Here is a 15,853-nt window from a genome sequence, read left to right as displayed (position 1 = left end):
CACAGGAAGAAGCAGCTTCTTCTTTTTGACTCGCCATCCGCCGCACCCGCTCTTGCGTAATTGCTGCCGGACTGCTCATCTCACTCTTCGCCGCATCACCTCAAGACCCCCGCGTTACCGCTTCCGGCCTCGCTGCGCTGCGTTTGCTGCGTCGAGAACGAAACTATAGCACGGTTTTTTCAGGCAATGCAAACTGGCTGCAACATATGTCTTTCCGGCCCGATCCGTGTCCGGAGACGCGGCGGCAGACGCCTGCCCCGCTCTCGACACCATCTATATATAGAAGCTGCGTATGCCGTTCACGACGGCTCGTGGTCCAGCCCGATATCCAGCACGCCCACGCTGTGGGTCAGCCAGCCTATGGAGATCAGATCCACGCCCGTCCGCGCTACGTCCGGAGCGGTCTGGGGAGTAATGCGGCCAGAGGCCTCCGTGATCGCGCGGCCGTCGACGCGGCGCACGGCTTCGGCCATGGTCTCGACGCTCATGTTGTCGAGCAGGATGGCATCGACGCGCAGCTCCAGCGCTTCATCCAATTGTTGCAGGGTATCGACTTCCAGCTCGATCTTGACCAGGTGCCCCACTCCGGCCCGCGCGCGGCGCACGGCCTGGGCCACGCCGCCCGCGATGGCGACGTGGTTGTCCTTGATCAGCACGGCGTCGTCCAGTCCGAAGCGATGATTGGACCCGCCTCCTACCCGCACGGCATATTTCTGCACGATGCGCATGCCGGGCATGGTCTTGCGCGTGCAGACGATGCGCGCGCGAGCGTCGCCGATCGCATCGACGATAGACGCCGTGGACGAGGCGATGCCGCTCATGTGGCACAGAAAATTCAGCGCGGTGCGTTCGGCCGTGAGCGTGGCGCGGGAATTCCCCTCGACCATGGCGATCACGTCGCCGGGCTTGATCCGCGCGCCGTCGGGCTTGCGCACCTCCATCCTGATCGCGGGATCGATGAGGTGGAAGGCCACGCGGGCGAGATCCATGCCGGCCACCACGCCCGGCTGGCGCGCCACCAAGGCGGTCCTGCCGCGATGGCTCGCCGGCACGATGGCATTGGTCGTCAAGTCTCCTGCCCGCCCCAGATCTTCCAGCAAGGTGGCGCGCACCAGCGGCTCGATCATCACGTCCGGAAGCGCCGCGACGTCCCATGTCTCTCCATGATCCCTGCCATGGATGCTCGAGGTATTTATGCTCATTATGAGTATTTTCCGTTGAAAAAAAATGCCGAAGTTCACCGTCCACATTATGCTAAATATGAGCATAAGAACTTGTCAATAGAGACCGTCCCGGGCCTGCACGGCCATGACGCCGCGCGCAGCGGCAGAATTCAATTGCCTCGCGCCAGCGGCAGCTTGCTGCCGCTGAGCGCGCGTTCCAGCAGGACGTCGCCGCGGAACCGGAACAGCTTGGCGGGCCGCCCGGCGGTTTCCGTAGCCAAGGCGCCGGTTTCCTCGACCAGCTGCTGCTGCTCGATGAGCCGGCGGAAATTCTGCTTGTGCAGCGAACGGCCGGCCAGCGCCTCGACCGCCTGCTGCAGTTGCAGCAGCGTGAACGTGGGCGGCATGAGTTCGAAGACGACCGGACGATATTTGATCTTGGCCCGCAGGCGCGCAATGCCGGTGGCCAGAATGCGGCGGTGGTCGTAGTGCATGGGCTGCCCGAAATGCGGGCTGCCCGGTCGGCCGATACGGCGGGTCGCCTCCTGCGCGAGCCCGGCCTCGAACAACAGTTCGTAGCGCTGCAAGACCAATTCCTCGTTCCATGGGCGGCCGCCCAGGCCGAAGCAAACCTCGGCGCGCTGCGCGCGCATGCGCCGCGCCTCCGGCTCGGGCGCGCGGCGGCACCACTCCTGCAGCGCCGCGGCGATCTGCGCATCCAGCTCGGCCGAGGGCGAGCGGCGGTCCTCCCAGGGGAAATAGCGATACCAGCCGTGCCACGCGGCGTCCGCCCCCGATACAGGCCCCTGGCGAGTCAGGGCCAGATAGCTGATGGAGATGACGCGCTGCTCGGTAGCCTGCTCGGTGCGGTCGCGGTCGGCGAATGTATAGAGCTGCTCGACGTAGCCCAGCGGATGATGGGTCTGCTCTTCCACCCAGGCGCGCAGGCCGGCCTGCAGCGAGCGGTGGCCCGACTCGAACGCGCCGGACGGCAGCATGCTGCCGTCGTGCGTGGTCAGGACCAGCGGTTCGGCATCGGTAGCGGCCACCAGGACCGCGACCAGCTCTGCCATCAAAGGTTGTCCAATAGCGGTCAAGGCGCTCGATCCGTCACTTCCGGCGCAGGTCGCTCCAGTCGGCGGAGGCCACGGACATGATGGCGGCGAGCCACAGCACGAACATGGCGATCCAGGCGGTGTTGCTGGGATATCCCTTCGTGAGGATATAGCCGCTGCATACGATCGCAGCCAGCACCAGCCAGGGCGCGCGGCGGCGGTTGTAGCTGCCGCGCGTGTCGTCGGGCTGCCGACGCGGATTCATGAACAGTCCCATTGCATTCTCCATCGAACAGCGCCGCATTGTAGAAGAAGAATGCCGGGGACTGCCGCGTTCACCCCTGCAGCAGCGACATGCCGAGCTGCGCGCGGCGCTGCAGCCAGAGGCTGGGGCGATAGCGCATGTCGCCGGTCACCCGCACCAGGTTGCGCAAGATCTCGACCAGGCGCGGCGCGCCCAGCGCATCGCCCATGGCGAGCGGGCCTTGCGGATAGCCCAGGCCCAGCGTCACGGCGCGGTCGATGTCCTGCGGCGTGGCGATGCCTTGCTGGGCGATTTCGCTGGCGATGTTGACGATGGTGGCGACCACGCGCTGGGCGATGAAGCCGGGAGAGTCCTCGATCAACGTGACCGGCGCGCCGTCGGCGGCGAATACCGCGACGGCGGCATCGCGCCAGGCGGGTGCGGTCAGCGGAGTCGCCATCAGGGTGCGGCGGCGCCCTGCCGGCAGGCCGTGCAGCACGTCGACCGCCACGGTACGGGCCGCGTCGAGCCCCTGGTCGCAGGCCGCCGTGGTGGCGTCTTCGCCGCAAGGGGTGACGACGATCAGGGCGTCCGGTCCGGGCTTAGCGCCGCTTTGCACTTTGGCTCCCAGGGCAAGCAGGCGCTCGGATACGATCCGCGCCGCCTCGGGCCGCGCCGGCGACACCCAGACCTCGGGCAGCGCGGCCACCGCGGGCGGCGGCGCCTCGGGTTCGACCTGTTTCTTGCCGTCCACATAGGTATAGAAACCCTGCCCCGTCTTGCGGCCCAGCAGCCCGCCGGCCAGCCGCACGCTGGTCAGCGCCGACGGACGATAGCGCGGCTCGTCGAAGAACTGCCGGTAGATGGACTCCATGACGGGATGCGAGACGTCCAGGCCGGTCAGGTCCATCAGTTCGAACGGCCCCATGCGGAAACCGGCCTGCCCGGTCATCACTGCGTCGACCTGGGCGCAGGTGGCGACGCCCTCCTGCAGAATGCGCAGCCCTTCCGTGTTGAGGCCGCGGCCGGCATGGTTGACGATGAAGCCCGGCATGTCCTTGGCGCGCACCGGCGTATGGCCCATGCGGCTCGCCAGTTCGGCGAGCGCATCGCCGACGGCCCGGTCGCTGCGCAGCCCGTCGATGACTTCGACCACCTTCATCAGCGGCACGGGATTGAAGAAGTGGTAGCCCGCGACGCGCTGCGGCAGGCGGCAGGCGGCGGCGATGGCCGTGATGGACAGCGAGGAGGTATTGGAAGCGAGAATGCAGTCCGGCGCGACGATGTCTTCCAGTTGCTTGAATAGTCCTTGCTTGGCGTCCAGCCGCTCGACGATGGCTTCGATGACCAGGTCGCAAACGCTCAACCGGCCCAATTGCTCGCACAAGACGAGAGCCTCCAGCGCCTGGCCGGCCCGGGCGGCGTCGAGCTTGCCTTTCTCGACGAGTTTGTCCCAGGTCTGCCTGAGGCTGTCGCGCGCCGAAGCCAGCGCGGCCGGCGCGGTGTCGTACAGGTATACCCGCAAGCCGGCCTGGGCGGCGATCTGGGCGATGCCGCGCCCCATGGCGCCCGCGCCGACGATTCCCACACTACCGATGGCTTTCATTGATTGTCTCCGAGCGTGACGCTCATATCGTGTCGCCTCACTCCGCGTAGGCCTTGATGGCTTCGCGGGCGATGACCAGTTGCTGGATCTGCGACGTCCCCTCGTACAGCCGGAACAGGCGAACGTCGCGGTAAAAGCGCTCCACGGCATATTCGGCAACGTAGCCCGATCCGCCGTGGATCTGGACCGCGCGATCGGCCACCCGGCCGACCATCTCGGTGGCGAAAAGCTTGCAGCACGAGGCTTCCATGGTCGTCGGTTCGCCCCGGTCGCGCTTGCGCGCCGCATCGAGCACCATGCAGCGCGCCGCATAGGCCTCGGCCTGGCTGTCGGCGATCATGGCCTGCACCAGCTGGAACTCCGAAATGGGCTGGCCGAACTGCTTGCGCTGCGTCGCGTAGCGCACCGACTCGGCGATGAGCCGCTCGGCCATGCCGACGCAGACCGCGGAAATGTGCAGGCGGCCCTTGTCCAGCACACGCATCGCGGTGCGAAAGCCGGTGCCCTCCTGGCCGCCCAGCAGCGCGCTGGCCGGCACGCGGCATGCGTCGAACACGACGTCGCAGGTCTGCGCGCCGGCCTGCCCCATTTTCCTGTCGGGCTTGCCCAGGCTCAGACCCGGCGTGCCGGCCTCGACCAGGAAGCAGGAAATCGCATCGGCCTTGCGGCCCTCGCCCGTGCGCGCCATCACCGAGAACAGCCCGGCGATGGGCGCGTTGGTGATGAAGCGTTTGGTGCCGTTGAGCACGTAGTGGTCGCCGTCCCGGCGCGCCGAGGTGCGCAGCGACAGCGCATCGGAACCGGCGTCCGGTTCGGTCAGGGCGAACGAACCGATCAGTTCGCCGCTGGCCAGGCGCGGCAGGTACGCATTGCGCTGTTCGTCCGTCCCGGCCAGGACGATGGCCTGGGAGCCGATGCCGATATTGGTGCCGGCCAGCGAGCGGAACGCCGGCGAGGTGCGGCCCAGCTCCATCGCGATCCGCACCTCCTCTTCCATGTTCAGGCCCAGGCCGCCGTATTCCGGAGAGATGGACAGGCCGAACAGGCCGAGCGCCTGCATTTCCTCCCGCACCTGCGGAGGAATGACGCCGGTCTCCGCCACCTCCGCCTCGAGCGGCACCAGGCGTTCGGTCACGAAAGTACGGGTGGCCTCGATCAGCAGGTCCAGGGTTTCAGCGTCCAGTGCCATGGCGGCCTCCGGAATGAGCCGGCTTGCGGCTATTTCAACGGTTTGGGAGAAGGGAAAAGATCTTCCAGGACCATGCCGCGCTCCTTCAGCACGGCTTCCAGCAGCGGCTGCAGCTTGCCCAGGCTTTCCTGCACGGTCTCGCGCACGGTGTCCACCACGACCTGGGTGCTGCGCTCGATCTCGATGTTGAGGCGGTCGCCCTCGCCCTTCTGCTCGAAGGTGGTCATGCGGCGGGTTTCCGGAATCAGCCAGACTTCGAACCAGCCCTCGGCGCGATTGACTTCGGAAACCGTCAGGCTGGCGCCGTTGATGGCGATATAGCCCTTGGCGAATACGTAGCGGCGGAAATCCGGCGGTATGGCGATGCGCAGCACGCGATTCGTGTCGGAAGCGCGACTGCTTAGAATCGTGGTGGAAAAGTCGATGTGGCCCGACAGCGGATGGCCACCGATCTCGGCGCCGTCCTTGGCCGCCCGCTCGACGTTGACGCGGGCATCCACGCCGTATTCCGACAGCGTCGTGACGTTCAGGCTCTGCAGGATGACGTCGAAGGTGGCGACGGTGGGCGATGCGATACCGGTCACTGTCAGGCATACGCCATCGACCGACACGCTGGCGCCTATGGCGAGGTCCTGGCAGAACCCCGCCGGGAAGTCGAGGGTGAACGTCCGCAGGCCGTCGCGGTCGTCGATGGCGGCAATCCTGGCGGTGCCCTGGATGATTCCGGTAAACACGATGTTCCTTTGCATGGAGCGCGCCGCGGGACCGGCCCGGCCAGGCGCGCATGGGTGACAGGCGACAGCTTAACCCGGCGCCGGCGCGGCGAACGCCACGGGCCGGCGCGGCAGGCGCATCGACACTGCGGCGGCGCCGACCAGCAACGCGCCCGCCATCCCGAACGAGACCCAGTGCGTGCCGAAGGTCTCATAGCCCCACCCTCCCAGCCACGAACTGATCATGCCGCCGAACTGGTGCCCCAGGTACGCCCAGCCGTAGAGAACGCCGACCAGCCTGACGCCGTACAGGTCGGCCAGGATGGCGGAGGACAACGCGATGCTGCCGGCCCAGACGATCCCGCCGATGGCGGCGGCGGTATAAAGCTCCCACTGGACGCCCACCATCACCAGCGCGAAAAAACCGAGGCCGCGCACCAGGTAGATGGCCGCCAGGATGTTCCGGCGGGGCAGCACGTCGGACAACCGGCCCAGCACCAGCGTGCTGAACACCGCAACGGCGCCGATCAACCCGATTCCCAGCGAACTGGTCATGGGGTCGAAACCATGGTCCATCAGCATGGGCACGCCATGCGAGCCCAGCAGATTCATGCTGAAGCCACAGGTGAAAAGGCCCAGCGCGATCTGCCAGAACGGCCAGGAAACGAGGGCATCGCGCACGCGCAGGTCCGCGCCGGCAGGCGCGGCCTGGGTGACGCGGGCGCGCCGTGCGGCCTCTTCCGGGCCCAGGTCCGCCTCGGGCGGCGCCTGGTCCCGGAAGATCAGCAAGGCGGCGGGAACCGTGAACAACGCGAATGCCGCCGCGAACACCAGCATGGCGCTGCGCCAACCCAGCCACGAGATGAGCGCGGTGAAGATCGGCGTCATCAGGGCGATGCCCGCCATCGATCCCGTGGACAGGAAAAACAGCGCCATGCCGCGCCGGCGGACGAACCACCGCGCCAGGATGGGCGTCAGCGCCACGGGACTGGTCAGCCCCAGGCCGATGGATTGCCCGACCCCGAAGGCGAGGAAAAAAGCCAGCGGGCCGGTCGCCTGCACCGTCGCGATCGTGGACGCCACGACGATCGTCATGCCCGTCAGCAGGACGAAGCGCGTGCCGCGCGCCGCCACCAGATAGCCCGCCAGCGGCATCGCCAGCCCATAGCAGAGCATGCCGACCGCCACCATGCCGGCCAGCATGCTGCGGCTGAATCCCAGGTCGTCGGCGATCGGCAGAAAGAATGGACCGATACCCATGCGCATCCCGACGGTCAGCAAGGTCAGGAATGCCGCCGCCGCGACGATGGTCCAGCCGAAATACCAATTGCCTATGCGATGCCCGGTCAAGGCCGTCCCCAGTCTTTTTATGGATGTGCGGACATGGCATCGCTGCCATCCACGCGCCTGCCGGCAAGCATAACCTCTGGCGGAAACACCCGCATCCGCGCCTCGTGCGCGGCCGACAGGACCAGATCGCCTTGATCGACGATCTGCCGCAGCGGGATCGGGCGGCCCAGCAGATAGCCCTGTCCCTCGTCGCAGCCCTCGGCGTTCAGCAACGCGAGCTGGCCGTGGGTTTCGATGCCTTCGGCCAGCACGGGAATATCCAGGCTCTTGCCCAGGGCCAGCACGGCCCGTACGATGGCCCGGGCCTGCGGACTGGACTCGAGCTCGCTGACGAAGGTGCAATCTAGCTTGATCTTGTCGAACGGGAAGGTCCGCAGCGTGTCGAGCGAGGAGTACCCCGTGCCGAAATCGTCGAGCGCGATGCCGACCCCCAGCTGCTTGATCTGCCTGAGGATGCGCAGGGAAAGCTCTTTGTCCATGAAGATGGTCGACTCGGTCAGCTCCAGTTCGAGCCGGTCCGGCTGCAGGCCGGTCTCGTCGAGGATGCTCCTGACCAGCTCGACCAGGTCGGCATGCACGAACTGGACCGCCGACAGGTTGACCGCCACCTTGTACGGGGGATTCCAGGAAGCCGCCTTGGCGCATGCGGTGCGCAGCACCCATTCGCCCAGTTGCAGGATCAGGCCGCTTTCCTCGGCCAGGGGAATGAACTCGGACGGGGGAATATAGCCGCGCTCGGGATGCCGCCAGCGCAGCAAGGCCTCATAGCCGCGGATGTCGCCGGTCGAAACGGCCGTCTGCACCTGGTAGTGGATGTCCATCTGGCCGAACTCGAGCGCGGCGCGCAACTCGCCCGCCAGCGTGCGGCGCGCGCGGACCACCTCGTCCATGGAAGGCTCGTAGAAGCAGGCCACGTTCACCAGATCCGACTTGGCCCGGTACATCGCCAGGTCGGTATTGCCGATCAAGGCCTCCTTTTCCTGCGCATCGTCGGGGTATACGGCGACGCCCAGGCTGGCGCCCGGGATCACTTCATATCCCTCCAGCCGGATGGGCGTGAAAAAAGCCGACTCCAGCCGAGCGAGGAAATCCAGCAACCGGCTTTGCTCGCCCAAGCGATGGATGGCGATGAACTCGTCGCCGCCCTGGCGGGCGACGAACTCCCCTTCCTGCAGCAGGGCCGACATGCGCCGCGCCAGTTCGCGCAGGACCTCGTCGCCGGCGGCGTGGCCGCGCAGGTCATTGATTTCCTTGAAGCGGTCCAGGTCCATGCCGACCAGGGCCACCCGTCCGCCGGCCTGATCGGCCAGGTACAGCTCACGGTCCAGGCGTTCGCTGAAACTGGCGCGGTTGGGCAGGCCGGTCAGGCTGTCGGTCATCGCCATGCGTCGGAGCCTCTCCAGCGACTCCGTCCTGAGGCTGTCGTCGATCAGGTAGCTGGCCAGGCCGGCCGCCACGATCACCAGAGCGACGCCGCCGACCGCCAGACCCAGCGCCTGCCAGGCCTCGGGATTGGAGAAGTTTCCCGGGAGCAGCACAGGCTCGACCTGGAAGGCCGTCATTCCGACGAAATGCAGGCAGGCGATCGCCATGACCAGCAGCCCGGTCGCCGCGACACGGCATGTCCCGTTCCGGACGCGCAGCGCCGCGTGCAGCGCCAGGCTGGAAAACACCACGGCCAGCGCGACCGATGCGACCAGGTAGGTCCGGTTCCAGGTCACGATGCCCTGCACCCGGTACGCCATCATTCCGACGTAGTGCATCGCGCAAATGGCTAGGCCCACCATGGCCCCGCCCAAGGCGGGCGCCCAGCGCAGGCGCTTGCTGCCGGCCAGCACGAACCCCGGCGTGGCGCCGGCCACCGCCAACAGCAGCGAAAGCATGGTGGGGGCCGGGTCGAGCGCGACTGGAACCCCGGGCCGAAAGCCGAGCATCGCGACGAAGTGAGTGCACCATATCGCCGTCCCGGACGCCACGGCCGTCAGCATGTGCCAGCCCAGCCGCTGCACCCCCCGGGTGGCGGAAGATTTCATGAACAGGCGCACCGTTACCCACGAACCTGTCGTACATACCAGGACGGCCAAGGCCACCAGCCAGATGTTGTGGCGGTCGACTACACACCCCAGTACGGTCATCATCGGTTGCGGGTTCCAGCATGGGCGCCGGCCGCCCACGGCAAAAAATGAAAAGGGGACGGCGTTACGCTCTTCCCACTGCTCAATGCTTTAACGTCACCGCAACAGGGCAAATGGATAGTGATTTTTGAGACAGTAAGTATCCAACTGCATCATTCGCCCTGATCCCGGGGGTCCAACGCGGCGCGCAGGCATGGCATGCAGACGCAAGCGAAATGCGAGGGATTAGCCGCGGCGCGTTCCAGCAGCCTCGGAGGAAACGTCTCGCGGCGGCACCAGCAATCGACGTCGAGACGTCCTTTGATCGCGGGCACGCACCCGTTGGGGCCGTTGCACAAGGGACAGGTATTCATGCGCGCGAACAGCGGCCGGCGCCCGACATGCGAACTCGCCATGCTCAACGCACCTTGATTCCCGCGTGCGCCAGCAACATGTCCCGCAACAAGGGGAGTTTGCCGGTAAAAAAGTGATCCGCGCCCGGCACCACGACTACCGGCTGCGCATCGGGCCTGGCCCAGTCGAACACGTTCGCTACCGGAACCACCTCGTCCTGTTCGCCATGCACCACCCAGGCATCGGGCAAGCCGCGCGGCGTGCCATAGCTGCGGCCCGCAGGCACCAGGCCATAGGGCATGCCCGCCAGAAACGTCCGCCACGCGGGTTCGCCCCGATCGGCCAGACGCCGCGCCACGAGCGCATGGACATAGGCGCCGAATGAAAACCCGACCAGCAGCAGCGGCAGCCCTGGATACCCCGCGCGCAACGCCTGGCACAGCGCCAGCGTGTCGTCCGACTCTCCGCGTCCTTCATCGTGCGTACCGGCACTCTGCCCGACGCCACGGAAATTGGGCCGCGCCGCCAGCCAGCCCTCGCCCGACAGCGCCCGCGCCAGGAAATGGGGCAGCTTGTGCATGGCGCTGCCGCCCAGCAGCGGCTGGGGATGCGTCACCACGGCCAAGCCCGTCGGCGGCAAAGCGGGAAGATCCACCACCACCTGCATGAGTCCTGCGCGGCCGGCCACCAAATGCTGTCCGGCAGCGGCAAAACGCAAGGGTTCCAAAAAAGCCTCCGACAAAGAATCACATGCGGCGCACCGTCCTGCCACGGCCTCGGCGCCGCAGCAGCAGCCGACGGCACATTCTACGTGAGCGGAACAGCCGCCCGGCTGGAGAAAGCCTGAGGGTTGACTATGAATCACGCTTCGTGCCCTACTTCTGCAACGGCTCGTAACAGCGGCACTCGCCCAGGGCAACGCTTTCGACATCTCGATCACATTCGCGTCGCGCCTTGCGCCTGTCCGTCGGCGGCGGCCAAGACTTGCTGTTCGCCGGAGAGAGGTAACATCCTGGCGGCAGCCGCATGTACGCTGTCCAGCTCGACAGGCATTCTCCTCACAGGCTCCGAAAATCCGGCTCGACAGCGCAGCGGGCCTTTCCTTGCGCAGGACGATGAAATACCGTGCCGACATTGACGGGCTTCGAGCCGTCGCCGTAGTTCCCATGGTGCTGTTCCATGCGGACGTGCCCTGGGTCTCCGGCGGCTTCGTCGGCGTCGACATTTTTTTCGTCATCTCCGGATTCCTCATCACGCGCATTCTCTACGACCAGGCCCGGACGTCCGGCGTCTCCATCATCGGCTTTTATGAACGCCGCATACGGAGAATTTTCCCGGCCCTGTTCGCCATGCTCGTGGCGTCGTCGATCGCGGCATGCATCTGGCTTCTACCTCCCGACCTGGTCAAATTCGGACATACCCTGGCCGGAGCCGCACTTTCCGTATCGAACGTCGTGCTTTGGCGGGAAGCCGGGTACTTCGACGTTTCCTCGGAGCTGAATCCGCTTCTCCACACCTGGTCGCTGGGCGTGGAGGAACAGTTCTACGTCATTTTCCCCATCGCGCTGGCGCTCGTATACAAGTACGCCCGCAATCGGCTGGCTCTGGTGCTCGCGCTGGCGGCCCTGGCGAGTTGCGCCTTGTGCATATGGATCACCGTCCTGCGGCCCACCGCAGCCTTCTTCCTGCTTCCGTTTCGCGCCTGGGAGCTCCTGCTGGGTTCCCTGCTGGCCATAGGCGCGGTACCGGCGCTGCACAGGCAGTCGTCCCGCAACATCGTCGCGGGTCTCGCCATGCTGGCGATCCTGATTCCCTTGTTCACCTACAGCCGCACGACGGCCTTTCCCGGCTGGGCGGCGTTCGCGCCCACCCTCGGAGCCGCCGCATTGATCCACGTCGGCGCACAAGGATCGTTCGTCACCGCGATGCTGGCCTGCAGGCCGCTGGTATATATAGGGCTGCTGTCGTATTCGCTCTATCTGTGGCATTGGCCCATCCTGGCCTTTTTCAAATACCGGATCGGCAACGAACTTCCGTTCGCCCTGACGGTTGCGCTGATCGTCCTGTCGGGCATTGCGGGCTGGGTATCCTGGCGGTGGATAGAACAGCCCTTTCGATCGGCCGCGCTTCTTCGTTCCTTGCATGCGGTTGCACGCGCCGGTATCGCGGCCATGGCGGCGGCGCTCGGCATCGCCTCGGTCCTGGCGTATGCGAAGGGATTCCCCGGCAGGCTCAGCGAAGAAGCCCAACGCTTCACCGAAATAGCGGCCTCGCCAGAACACACCAGGATCTACGATTATGGCCGGTGCTTCCTCAACTACAAGCAAGGCTCCGCCGATTACAGCGAAAAGAACTGCGCCCGCTTCACCGGGAACGCAAAGACCAAGGTCTTGATCTATGGCGACAGCTATGCCGCCCATCTTTTCGCCGGACTCACCGCGGCGAGCCCGGACACGGTGGAAATCAGGCAATACACCGCAACGGCGTGCAGGCCGCTCAAGAGCGGATTTCACCGCTGCGACGACGTGCACGACGGTTTTTTCGAGAAAATCCTGCCCGCAACCGATGCGGACCTGGTCGTCGTTTCCGCGTACTGGGGGAACTATTACAAGCGGGTCGGGGGCGAAACCCTGGCGCAGCAACTATCCGACACGCTGGCGCGGATCAAGCAACGGGGAAAGAAGACCGTGCTGGTGGGTCAGTCGCCGACTTATCCGCGGCCCGTGCCATACGCGATGGCGATGATGCCGTCCCAGGCCTCCGCCGGCGATTTCGACATTCCCGCCGAAGACTGGTCCAAGCTCAATCGGCTGCTCAAATCCGTGGCGGACGCCCAGGCCGTGCCTTTCGTCGACCTCTATGGCTACGCCTGTTCCGGGCACATTTGCCATGCTGCCCGCGACGGGCAGCCATTCCACTGGGACCTGGGACACATGACCGCCACCGGGTCGAAGTACTTCGCTGCAGCCATCGTCCCCTATTTCGAACAAGCCCGGCAGGCGGAAAGCCGCTAGGCCGGGTCTGTTCGCACGGAATTCTCTTGCCGAGTGTCTGCCGCCTCTGCAAAAGGGCATTGCCCAGCACATCCCGCCCCATTGGTTGATGCCGTCAACCTATTTCCGCTTTATGCTACTTTTGCTCGCATGGACAACGAAATCATCGATCTTCTTCGCGCTGTTGCCAGCAGCTTCCAGATGCGCATGAAAGAACAGATCGTCACCAGCGATTCCGGCCTCTCTGCTTTCCAGGCTCGCCTCATCAATCTCATTGGCCGCAACGATGGCATTTCCCAACTGACGCTGGGATCGCTCACCGAGCGGGACAAGGGCCAGATTGCCCGTGCGATCAACGAGCTGGAGGCCGGTGGATTCGTAACGCGGAGCCTGAACGCATCCGACAAACGCTCCAAGTGTCTCACCCTGACCTCAGCAGGACGGAAGATGCATATCCGCCTGAACGCCCTGCGCGGGCAATTGGCCGCCGAGGCGCTGCGCGGCCTTGGCGATGACGACAAGCATGCATTGCAGGCCACGCTCCAAAAAGTGGCAACGCGGCTTCGCCCCCCAGGCTAGGAAGCCTCTCATCCTCCAAACGCCCAATAGGTTGACTTTATCAACCAAAAACCTTAGAATGGCGGTTTGACAAAAGGATGAGCAATGGAAAAAGCGGCCCAGAGACAATTGCTGATGGCGAAGTTGAGCATTCAATTCACCATCGCACTGCTTCTCAGCCTGGTCATGACGGCCATTAACTACGGTTTCAAAGAATCCTTTGCTCACAACTGGCTGAAGGGCTTCATCGTAGCGTTCATTATTATTCCGCTCGCGTTGCGGCTGATCCCTTTCATCGCCAAGTGTGTGCGTGCAGCAATCGGCGACTGCTCTCCCCTTTTGCTGCGCAGTGTGGTTGCGGTTTGCGTCGCAGCGATGATGGAAGGCGTAATTGCGTTCGCCGTCACTCTCGCCCAGCACGGCGTCGAATCCGGGTGGACGGTGTTGTGGGCGACTACCTTCGTGAAAGCCCTGCCTTTAGGGCTGCTCATCGGCATCACGATGACTTTCTTTGTTCAGCCCCGCATGCAGAGGCTTGCGATGCAAGCCAATTGATTCGGTCCCACGGCTTTCAACCCACGGGGCCGTGCGCGAGCGAGTCGAAGAAGCGGCTATAACCCAAAAGCAAAAACCCTTGCAATTCATTGAATTACAAGGGTTTTTCAAAACTGGCGGAGAGGGTGGGATTCGAACCCACGGTACGGGGTTACCGTACGCCTGATTTCGAGTCAGGTACATTCGACCACTCTGCCACCTCTCCGTACGCCTTTCAGCGCTTGTGCGGCTCGTGGCTCAAACCGCACAACAGCCCAAAAGTATATCAGAAAATTTCCCTCATTCGCTGGCGCCTGCCTAATTCGAGATCTTTTTGTACACGGTCAGGCCGAGCACCAGGAAGATCACGAACAGGATGACGAAGAGGAAGAACAGGAACTTGGCAATCGTGGCGGCGCCGGCTGCAATGCCGGTGAAGCCGAACAGCGCGGCGATGATGGAAATGACGAAAAAAATCAGGGCCCATTTCAGCATGGCTGACTCCTCCGGGATGCTTTGAAGTTCTACCGTATCGCACCCCGGAGGCGCCCTATATGTCCGGTTGTTACGCCAGGCGTTCGAGCCCGCCCATGTAGGGGCGCAGCGCCTCGGGCACGATGATGCTGCCGTCGGCCTGCTGGTAGTTCTCCAGCACGGCCACCAAGGTACGGCCCACGGCCAGGCCGGAGCCGTTCAGGGTGTGCAGCAGCTCGGGCTTGCCCTGGGCGTTGCGGAAGCGCGCCTGCAGGCGGCGGGCCTGGAAGGCTTCACAGTTGGACACCGAAGAAATCTCGCGATACGCGCTTTGCGCGGGCAGCCACACTTCGAGGTCGTAGGTCTTGGCGGCGCCGAAGCCCATGTCGCCGGTGCACAGCAACATGACGCGGTACGGCAGCCCGAGGCGCTGCAGTACGGTTTCGGCATGGCCGGCCATTTCTTCCAGGGCATCGTACGAGCGCTCGGGATGGGCGATCTGCACCATTTCGACCTTGTCGAACTGGTGCTGGCGGATCATGCCGCGGGTGTCGCGGCCGGCGCTTCCCGCTTCTGAGCGGAAGCACGGCGTGTGGGCGGTGAGCTTGATGGGCAGCGCATCGGCGCTGACGATCTCGCCGCGCACGGTGTTGGTGAGGGTGATCTCGGAGGTGGAGATCAGATAGAGATCTTCGCGCGGAATGACGTTGCCGTTTTCGTCGACCGATTCTCCGCCCTTGGTGACCCAGAACATGTCGTCCTTGAACTTGGGCAGCTGGCCAGTGCCCAGCAAGGTCGCGGTGTTGACGATGTACGGGGTGTAGCACTCGGTGTAGCCGTGCTCGCCCGTCTGGAGATCCAGCATGAATTGCGCCAGGGCGCGGTGCAGGCGCGCGATGGGGCCGCGCATCATGGTGAAGCGCGCGCCGGAGAGCTTGACGGCGGTTTCGAAGTCCAGCCCGAGGGGTTCGCCCAGGGCGACGTGGTCCTTGGCTTCGAAGGGCAGCGGCGCGGGGTCGCTGCCGGTCGGGCTCCAGCGCCTGACCTCGACGTTGTCGTCGCTGGACGCCCCGGTGGGCACGCTGGCGTGCGGCAGGTTGGGAACGGCCAGCAGCATTTCCTGCATGTCGCGCTGGATGGCGGCCAGTTCTTCTTCCAGGGTCTTCAGGCGTGCGGGGATGGCCTGCGACTCGGCCAGCACGGTCGAGGCGTCCTCGCCCTTGGACTTGAGCATGCCGATCTGCTTGGCCAGCGCGTTGCGGCGGGCCTGCAGGGTCTCGGTTTCGGTCTGCACCGATTTGCGCCGCGACTCGAGCGTATGGAAACCGTCGAGGTCCAGCGTGTAGCCCCGTTCCTTGAGCCGGGCGGCCACCGCCTGAGTGTCTTTGCGCAGCAGAGCAATATCGAGCATGAGAGAAAACCGTAGAAAGGAAACGAAGAACGACCGGCGCAGCTGCCCTTTCGGGCCAGGGCGCATCGGCCGGACGCCGGGAATGTCCATGATTT

The 15,853-nt window shown here is 65.0% G+C and carries 15 protein-coding genes and 1 tRNA gene; 3 read left to right on the top strand and 13 right to left on the bottom strand.

Features of this window, described 5'->3' with window-relative positions:
* Positions 1 to 299: 299 nt before the first annotated feature.
* The 10 genes from nadC to PIGHUM_RS18530 all read right to left on the bottom strand — a co-directional run bounded on the left by nadC (position 300) and on the right by PIGHUM_RS18530 (position 10,455).
* Positions 300 to 1,202: a carboxylating nicotinate-nucleotide diphosphorylase gene (nadC, locus tag PIGHUM_RS18575; protein WP_124081204.1), complete on the bottom strand. Its 903-nt coding sequence runs from the start codon at positions 1,200 to 1,202 to the stop codon at positions 300 to 302.
* Between the two features lie 131 nt (positions 1,203 to 1,333).
* Positions 1,334 to 2,236, bottom strand: a complete 903-nt coding sequence (locus PIGHUM_RS18570) for an NUDIX hydrolase (protein WP_222929279.1) — start codon at positions 2,234 to 2,236, stop codon at positions 1,334 to 1,336.
* 37 nt (positions 2,237 to 2,273) lie between these two features.
* On the bottom strand, positions 2,274 to 2,495 hold the full coding sequence (locus tag PIGHUM_RS18565) for a hypothetical protein (protein ID WP_124081202.1): 222 nt from the start codon (positions 2,493 to 2,495) through the stop codon (positions 2,274 to 2,276).
* A 58-nt stretch (positions 2,496 to 2,553) separates the two neighbouring features.
* On the bottom strand, positions 2,554 to 4,068 hold the full coding sequence (locus PIGHUM_RS18560) for a 3-hydroxyacyl-CoA dehydrogenase (protein WP_124081201.1): 1,515 nt from the start codon (positions 4,066 to 4,068) through the stop codon (positions 2,554 to 2,556).
* Between the two features lie 37 nt (positions 4,069 to 4,105).
* Complete coding sequence (locus tag PIGHUM_RS18555) at positions 4,106 to 5,257, bottom strand: acyl-CoA dehydrogenase family protein (RefSeq protein WP_124081200.1); 1,152 nt, start codon at positions 5,255 to 5,257, stop codon at positions 4,106 to 4,108.
* A gap of 29 nt (positions 5,258 to 5,286) precedes the next feature.
* Positions 5,287 to 5,991: a riboflavin synthase subunit alpha gene (locus PIGHUM_RS18550; RefSeq protein ID WP_124081216.1), complete on the bottom strand. Its 705-nt coding sequence runs from the start codon at positions 5,989 to 5,991 to the stop codon at positions 5,287 to 5,289.
* Positions 5,992 to 6,060: 69 nt separating this feature from the next.
* Complete coding sequence (locus PIGHUM_RS18545) at positions 6,061 to 7,320, bottom strand: MFS transporter (RefSeq protein ID WP_124081199.1); 1,260 nt, start codon at positions 7,318 to 7,320, stop codon at positions 6,061 to 6,063.
* A gap of 17 nt (positions 7,321 to 7,337) precedes the next feature.
* Complete coding sequence (locus tag PIGHUM_RS18540) at positions 7,338 to 9,458, bottom strand: putative bifunctional diguanylate cyclase/phosphodiesterase (protein WP_124081198.1); 2,121 nt, start codon at positions 9,456 to 9,458, stop codon at positions 7,338 to 7,340.
* 149 nt (positions 9,459 to 9,607) lie between these two features.
* Positions 9,608 to 9,808, bottom strand: coding sequence for a cysteine-rich CWC family protein (locus PIGHUM_RS24460; RefSeq protein WP_425466740.1), 201 nt, complete (start codon positions 9,806 to 9,808; stop codon positions 9,608 to 9,610).
* A gap of 44 nt (positions 9,809 to 9,852) precedes the next feature.
* A complete protein-coding gene (locus PIGHUM_RS18530) occupies positions 9,853 to 10,455 on the bottom strand; it encodes an alpha/beta hydrolase (protein WP_124081215.1) in 603 nt (200 codons plus the stop codon).
* Positions 10,456 to 10,903: 448 nt separating this feature from the next.
* Here PIGHUM_RS18530 and PIGHUM_RS18525 point away from each other — a divergent pair, with 448 nt between their 5' ends.
* The 3 genes from PIGHUM_RS18525 (at position 10,904) to PIGHUM_RS18515 (ending at position 13,894) form a co-directional block, all read left to right on the top strand.
* Entirely contained in the window at positions 10,904 to 12,802 is a 1,899-nt protein-coding gene (locus PIGHUM_RS18525; protein WP_124081196.1) for an acyltransferase family protein, read from the top strand.
* A gap of 129 nt (positions 12,803 to 12,931) precedes the next feature.
* Complete coding sequence (locus PIGHUM_RS18520; protein WP_124081195.1) at positions 12,932 to 13,360, top strand: MarR family winged helix-turn-helix transcriptional regulator; 429 nt, start codon at positions 12,932 to 12,934, stop codon at positions 13,358 to 13,360.
* Between the two features lie 84 nt (positions 13,361 to 13,444).
* A complete protein-coding gene (locus PIGHUM_RS18515; RefSeq protein ID WP_124081194.1) occupies positions 13,445 to 13,894 on the top strand; it encodes a DUF2798 domain-containing protein in 450 nt (149 codons plus the stop codon).
* Positions 13,895 to 14,008: 114 nt separating this feature from the next.
* Here PIGHUM_RS18515 and PIGHUM_RS18510 read toward each other — a convergent pair.
* The 3 genes from PIGHUM_RS18510 to serS form a co-directional block, all read right to left on the bottom strand.
* A tRNA-Ser gene (locus PIGHUM_RS18510) sits at positions 14,009 to 14,099 on the bottom strand.
* A 92-nt stretch (positions 14,100 to 14,191) separates the two neighbouring features.
* The gene (locus tag PIGHUM_RS18505; protein WP_124081193.1) at positions 14,192 to 14,368 is read right to left on the bottom strand and encodes a DUF1328 family protein; all 177 of its coding nucleotides are present in this window, start codon (positions 14,366 to 14,368) and stop codon (positions 14,192 to 14,194) included.
* A 70-nt stretch (positions 14,369 to 14,438) separates the two neighbouring features.
* Positions 14,439 to 15,758, bottom strand: a complete 1,320-nt coding sequence (gene serS / locus PIGHUM_RS18500) for a serine--tRNA ligase (RefSeq protein WP_124081192.1) — start codon at positions 15,756 to 15,758, stop codon at positions 14,439 to 14,441.
* Positions 15,759 to 15,853 lie beyond the last annotated feature (95 nt).

The sequence above is a fragment of the Pigmentiphaga humi genome (assembly GCF_900606115.1).
Classification (GTDB): Bacteria; Pseudomonadota; Gammaproteobacteria; order Burkholderiales; family Burkholderiaceae_B; genus Pigmentiphaga; species Pigmentiphaga humi.
Note: the sequence above shows the minus strand (reverse complement) of the source record. Positions and strands in the feature narration are given on the sequence as shown.

What these genes read in the sequence shown, in the direction of transcription:
- nadC (WP_124081204.1), bottom strand. Translation starts at nt 1,202, where the DNA reads ATGAGCATAAATACCTCGAGCATCCATGGCAGGGATCATGGAGAGACA.
- PIGHUM_RS18570 (WP_222929279.1), bottom strand. Translation starts at nt 2,236, where the DNA reads ATGGCAGAGCTGGTCGCGGTCCTGGTGGCCGCTACCGATGCCGAACCG.
- PIGHUM_RS18565 (WP_124081202.1), bottom strand. Translation starts at nt 2,495, where the DNA reads ATGGGACTGTTCATGAATCCGCGTCGGCAGCCCGACGACACGCGCGGC.
- PIGHUM_RS18560 (WP_124081201.1), bottom strand. Translation starts at nt 4,068, where the DNA reads ATGAAAGCCATCGGTAGTGTGGGAATCGTCGGCGCGGGCGCCATGGGG.
- PIGHUM_RS18555 (WP_124081200.1), bottom strand. Translation starts at nt 5,257, where the DNA reads ATGGCACTGGACGCTGAAACCCTGGACCTGCTGATCGAGGCCACCCGT.
- PIGHUM_RS18540 (WP_124081198.1), bottom strand. Translation starts at nt 9,458, where the DNA reads ATGATGACCGTACTGGGGTGTGTAGTCGACCGCCACAACATCTGGCTG.
- PIGHUM_RS24460 (WP_425466740.1), bottom strand. Translation starts at nt 9,808, where the DNA reads ATGAATACCTGTCCCTTGTGCAACGGCCCCAACGGGTGCGTGCCCGCG.
- PIGHUM_RS18530 (WP_124081215.1), bottom strand. Translation starts at nt 10,455, where the DNA reads ATGCAGGTGGTGGTGGATCTTCCCGCTTTGCCGCCGACGGGCTTGGCC.
- PIGHUM_RS18525 (WP_124081196.1), top strand. Translation starts at nt 10,904, where the DNA reads ATGAAATACCGTGCCGACATTGACGGGCTTCGAGCCGTCGCCGTAGTT.
- PIGHUM_RS18520 (WP_124081195.1), top strand. Translation starts at nt 12,932, where the DNA reads ATGGACAACGAAATCATCGATCTTCTTCGCGCTGTTGCCAGCAGCTTC.
- PIGHUM_RS18515 (WP_124081194.1), top strand. Translation starts at nt 13,445, where the DNA reads ATGGAAAAAGCGGCCCAGAGACAATTGCTGATGGCGAAGTTGAGCATT.
- PIGHUM_RS18505 (WP_124081193.1), bottom strand. Translation starts at nt 14,368, where the DNA reads ATGCTGAAATGGGCCCTGATTTTTTTCGTCATTTCCATCATCGCCGCG.
- serS (WP_124081192.1), bottom strand. Translation starts at nt 15,758, where the DNA reads ATGCTCGATATTGCTCTGCTGCGCAAAGACACTCAGGCGGTGGCCGCC.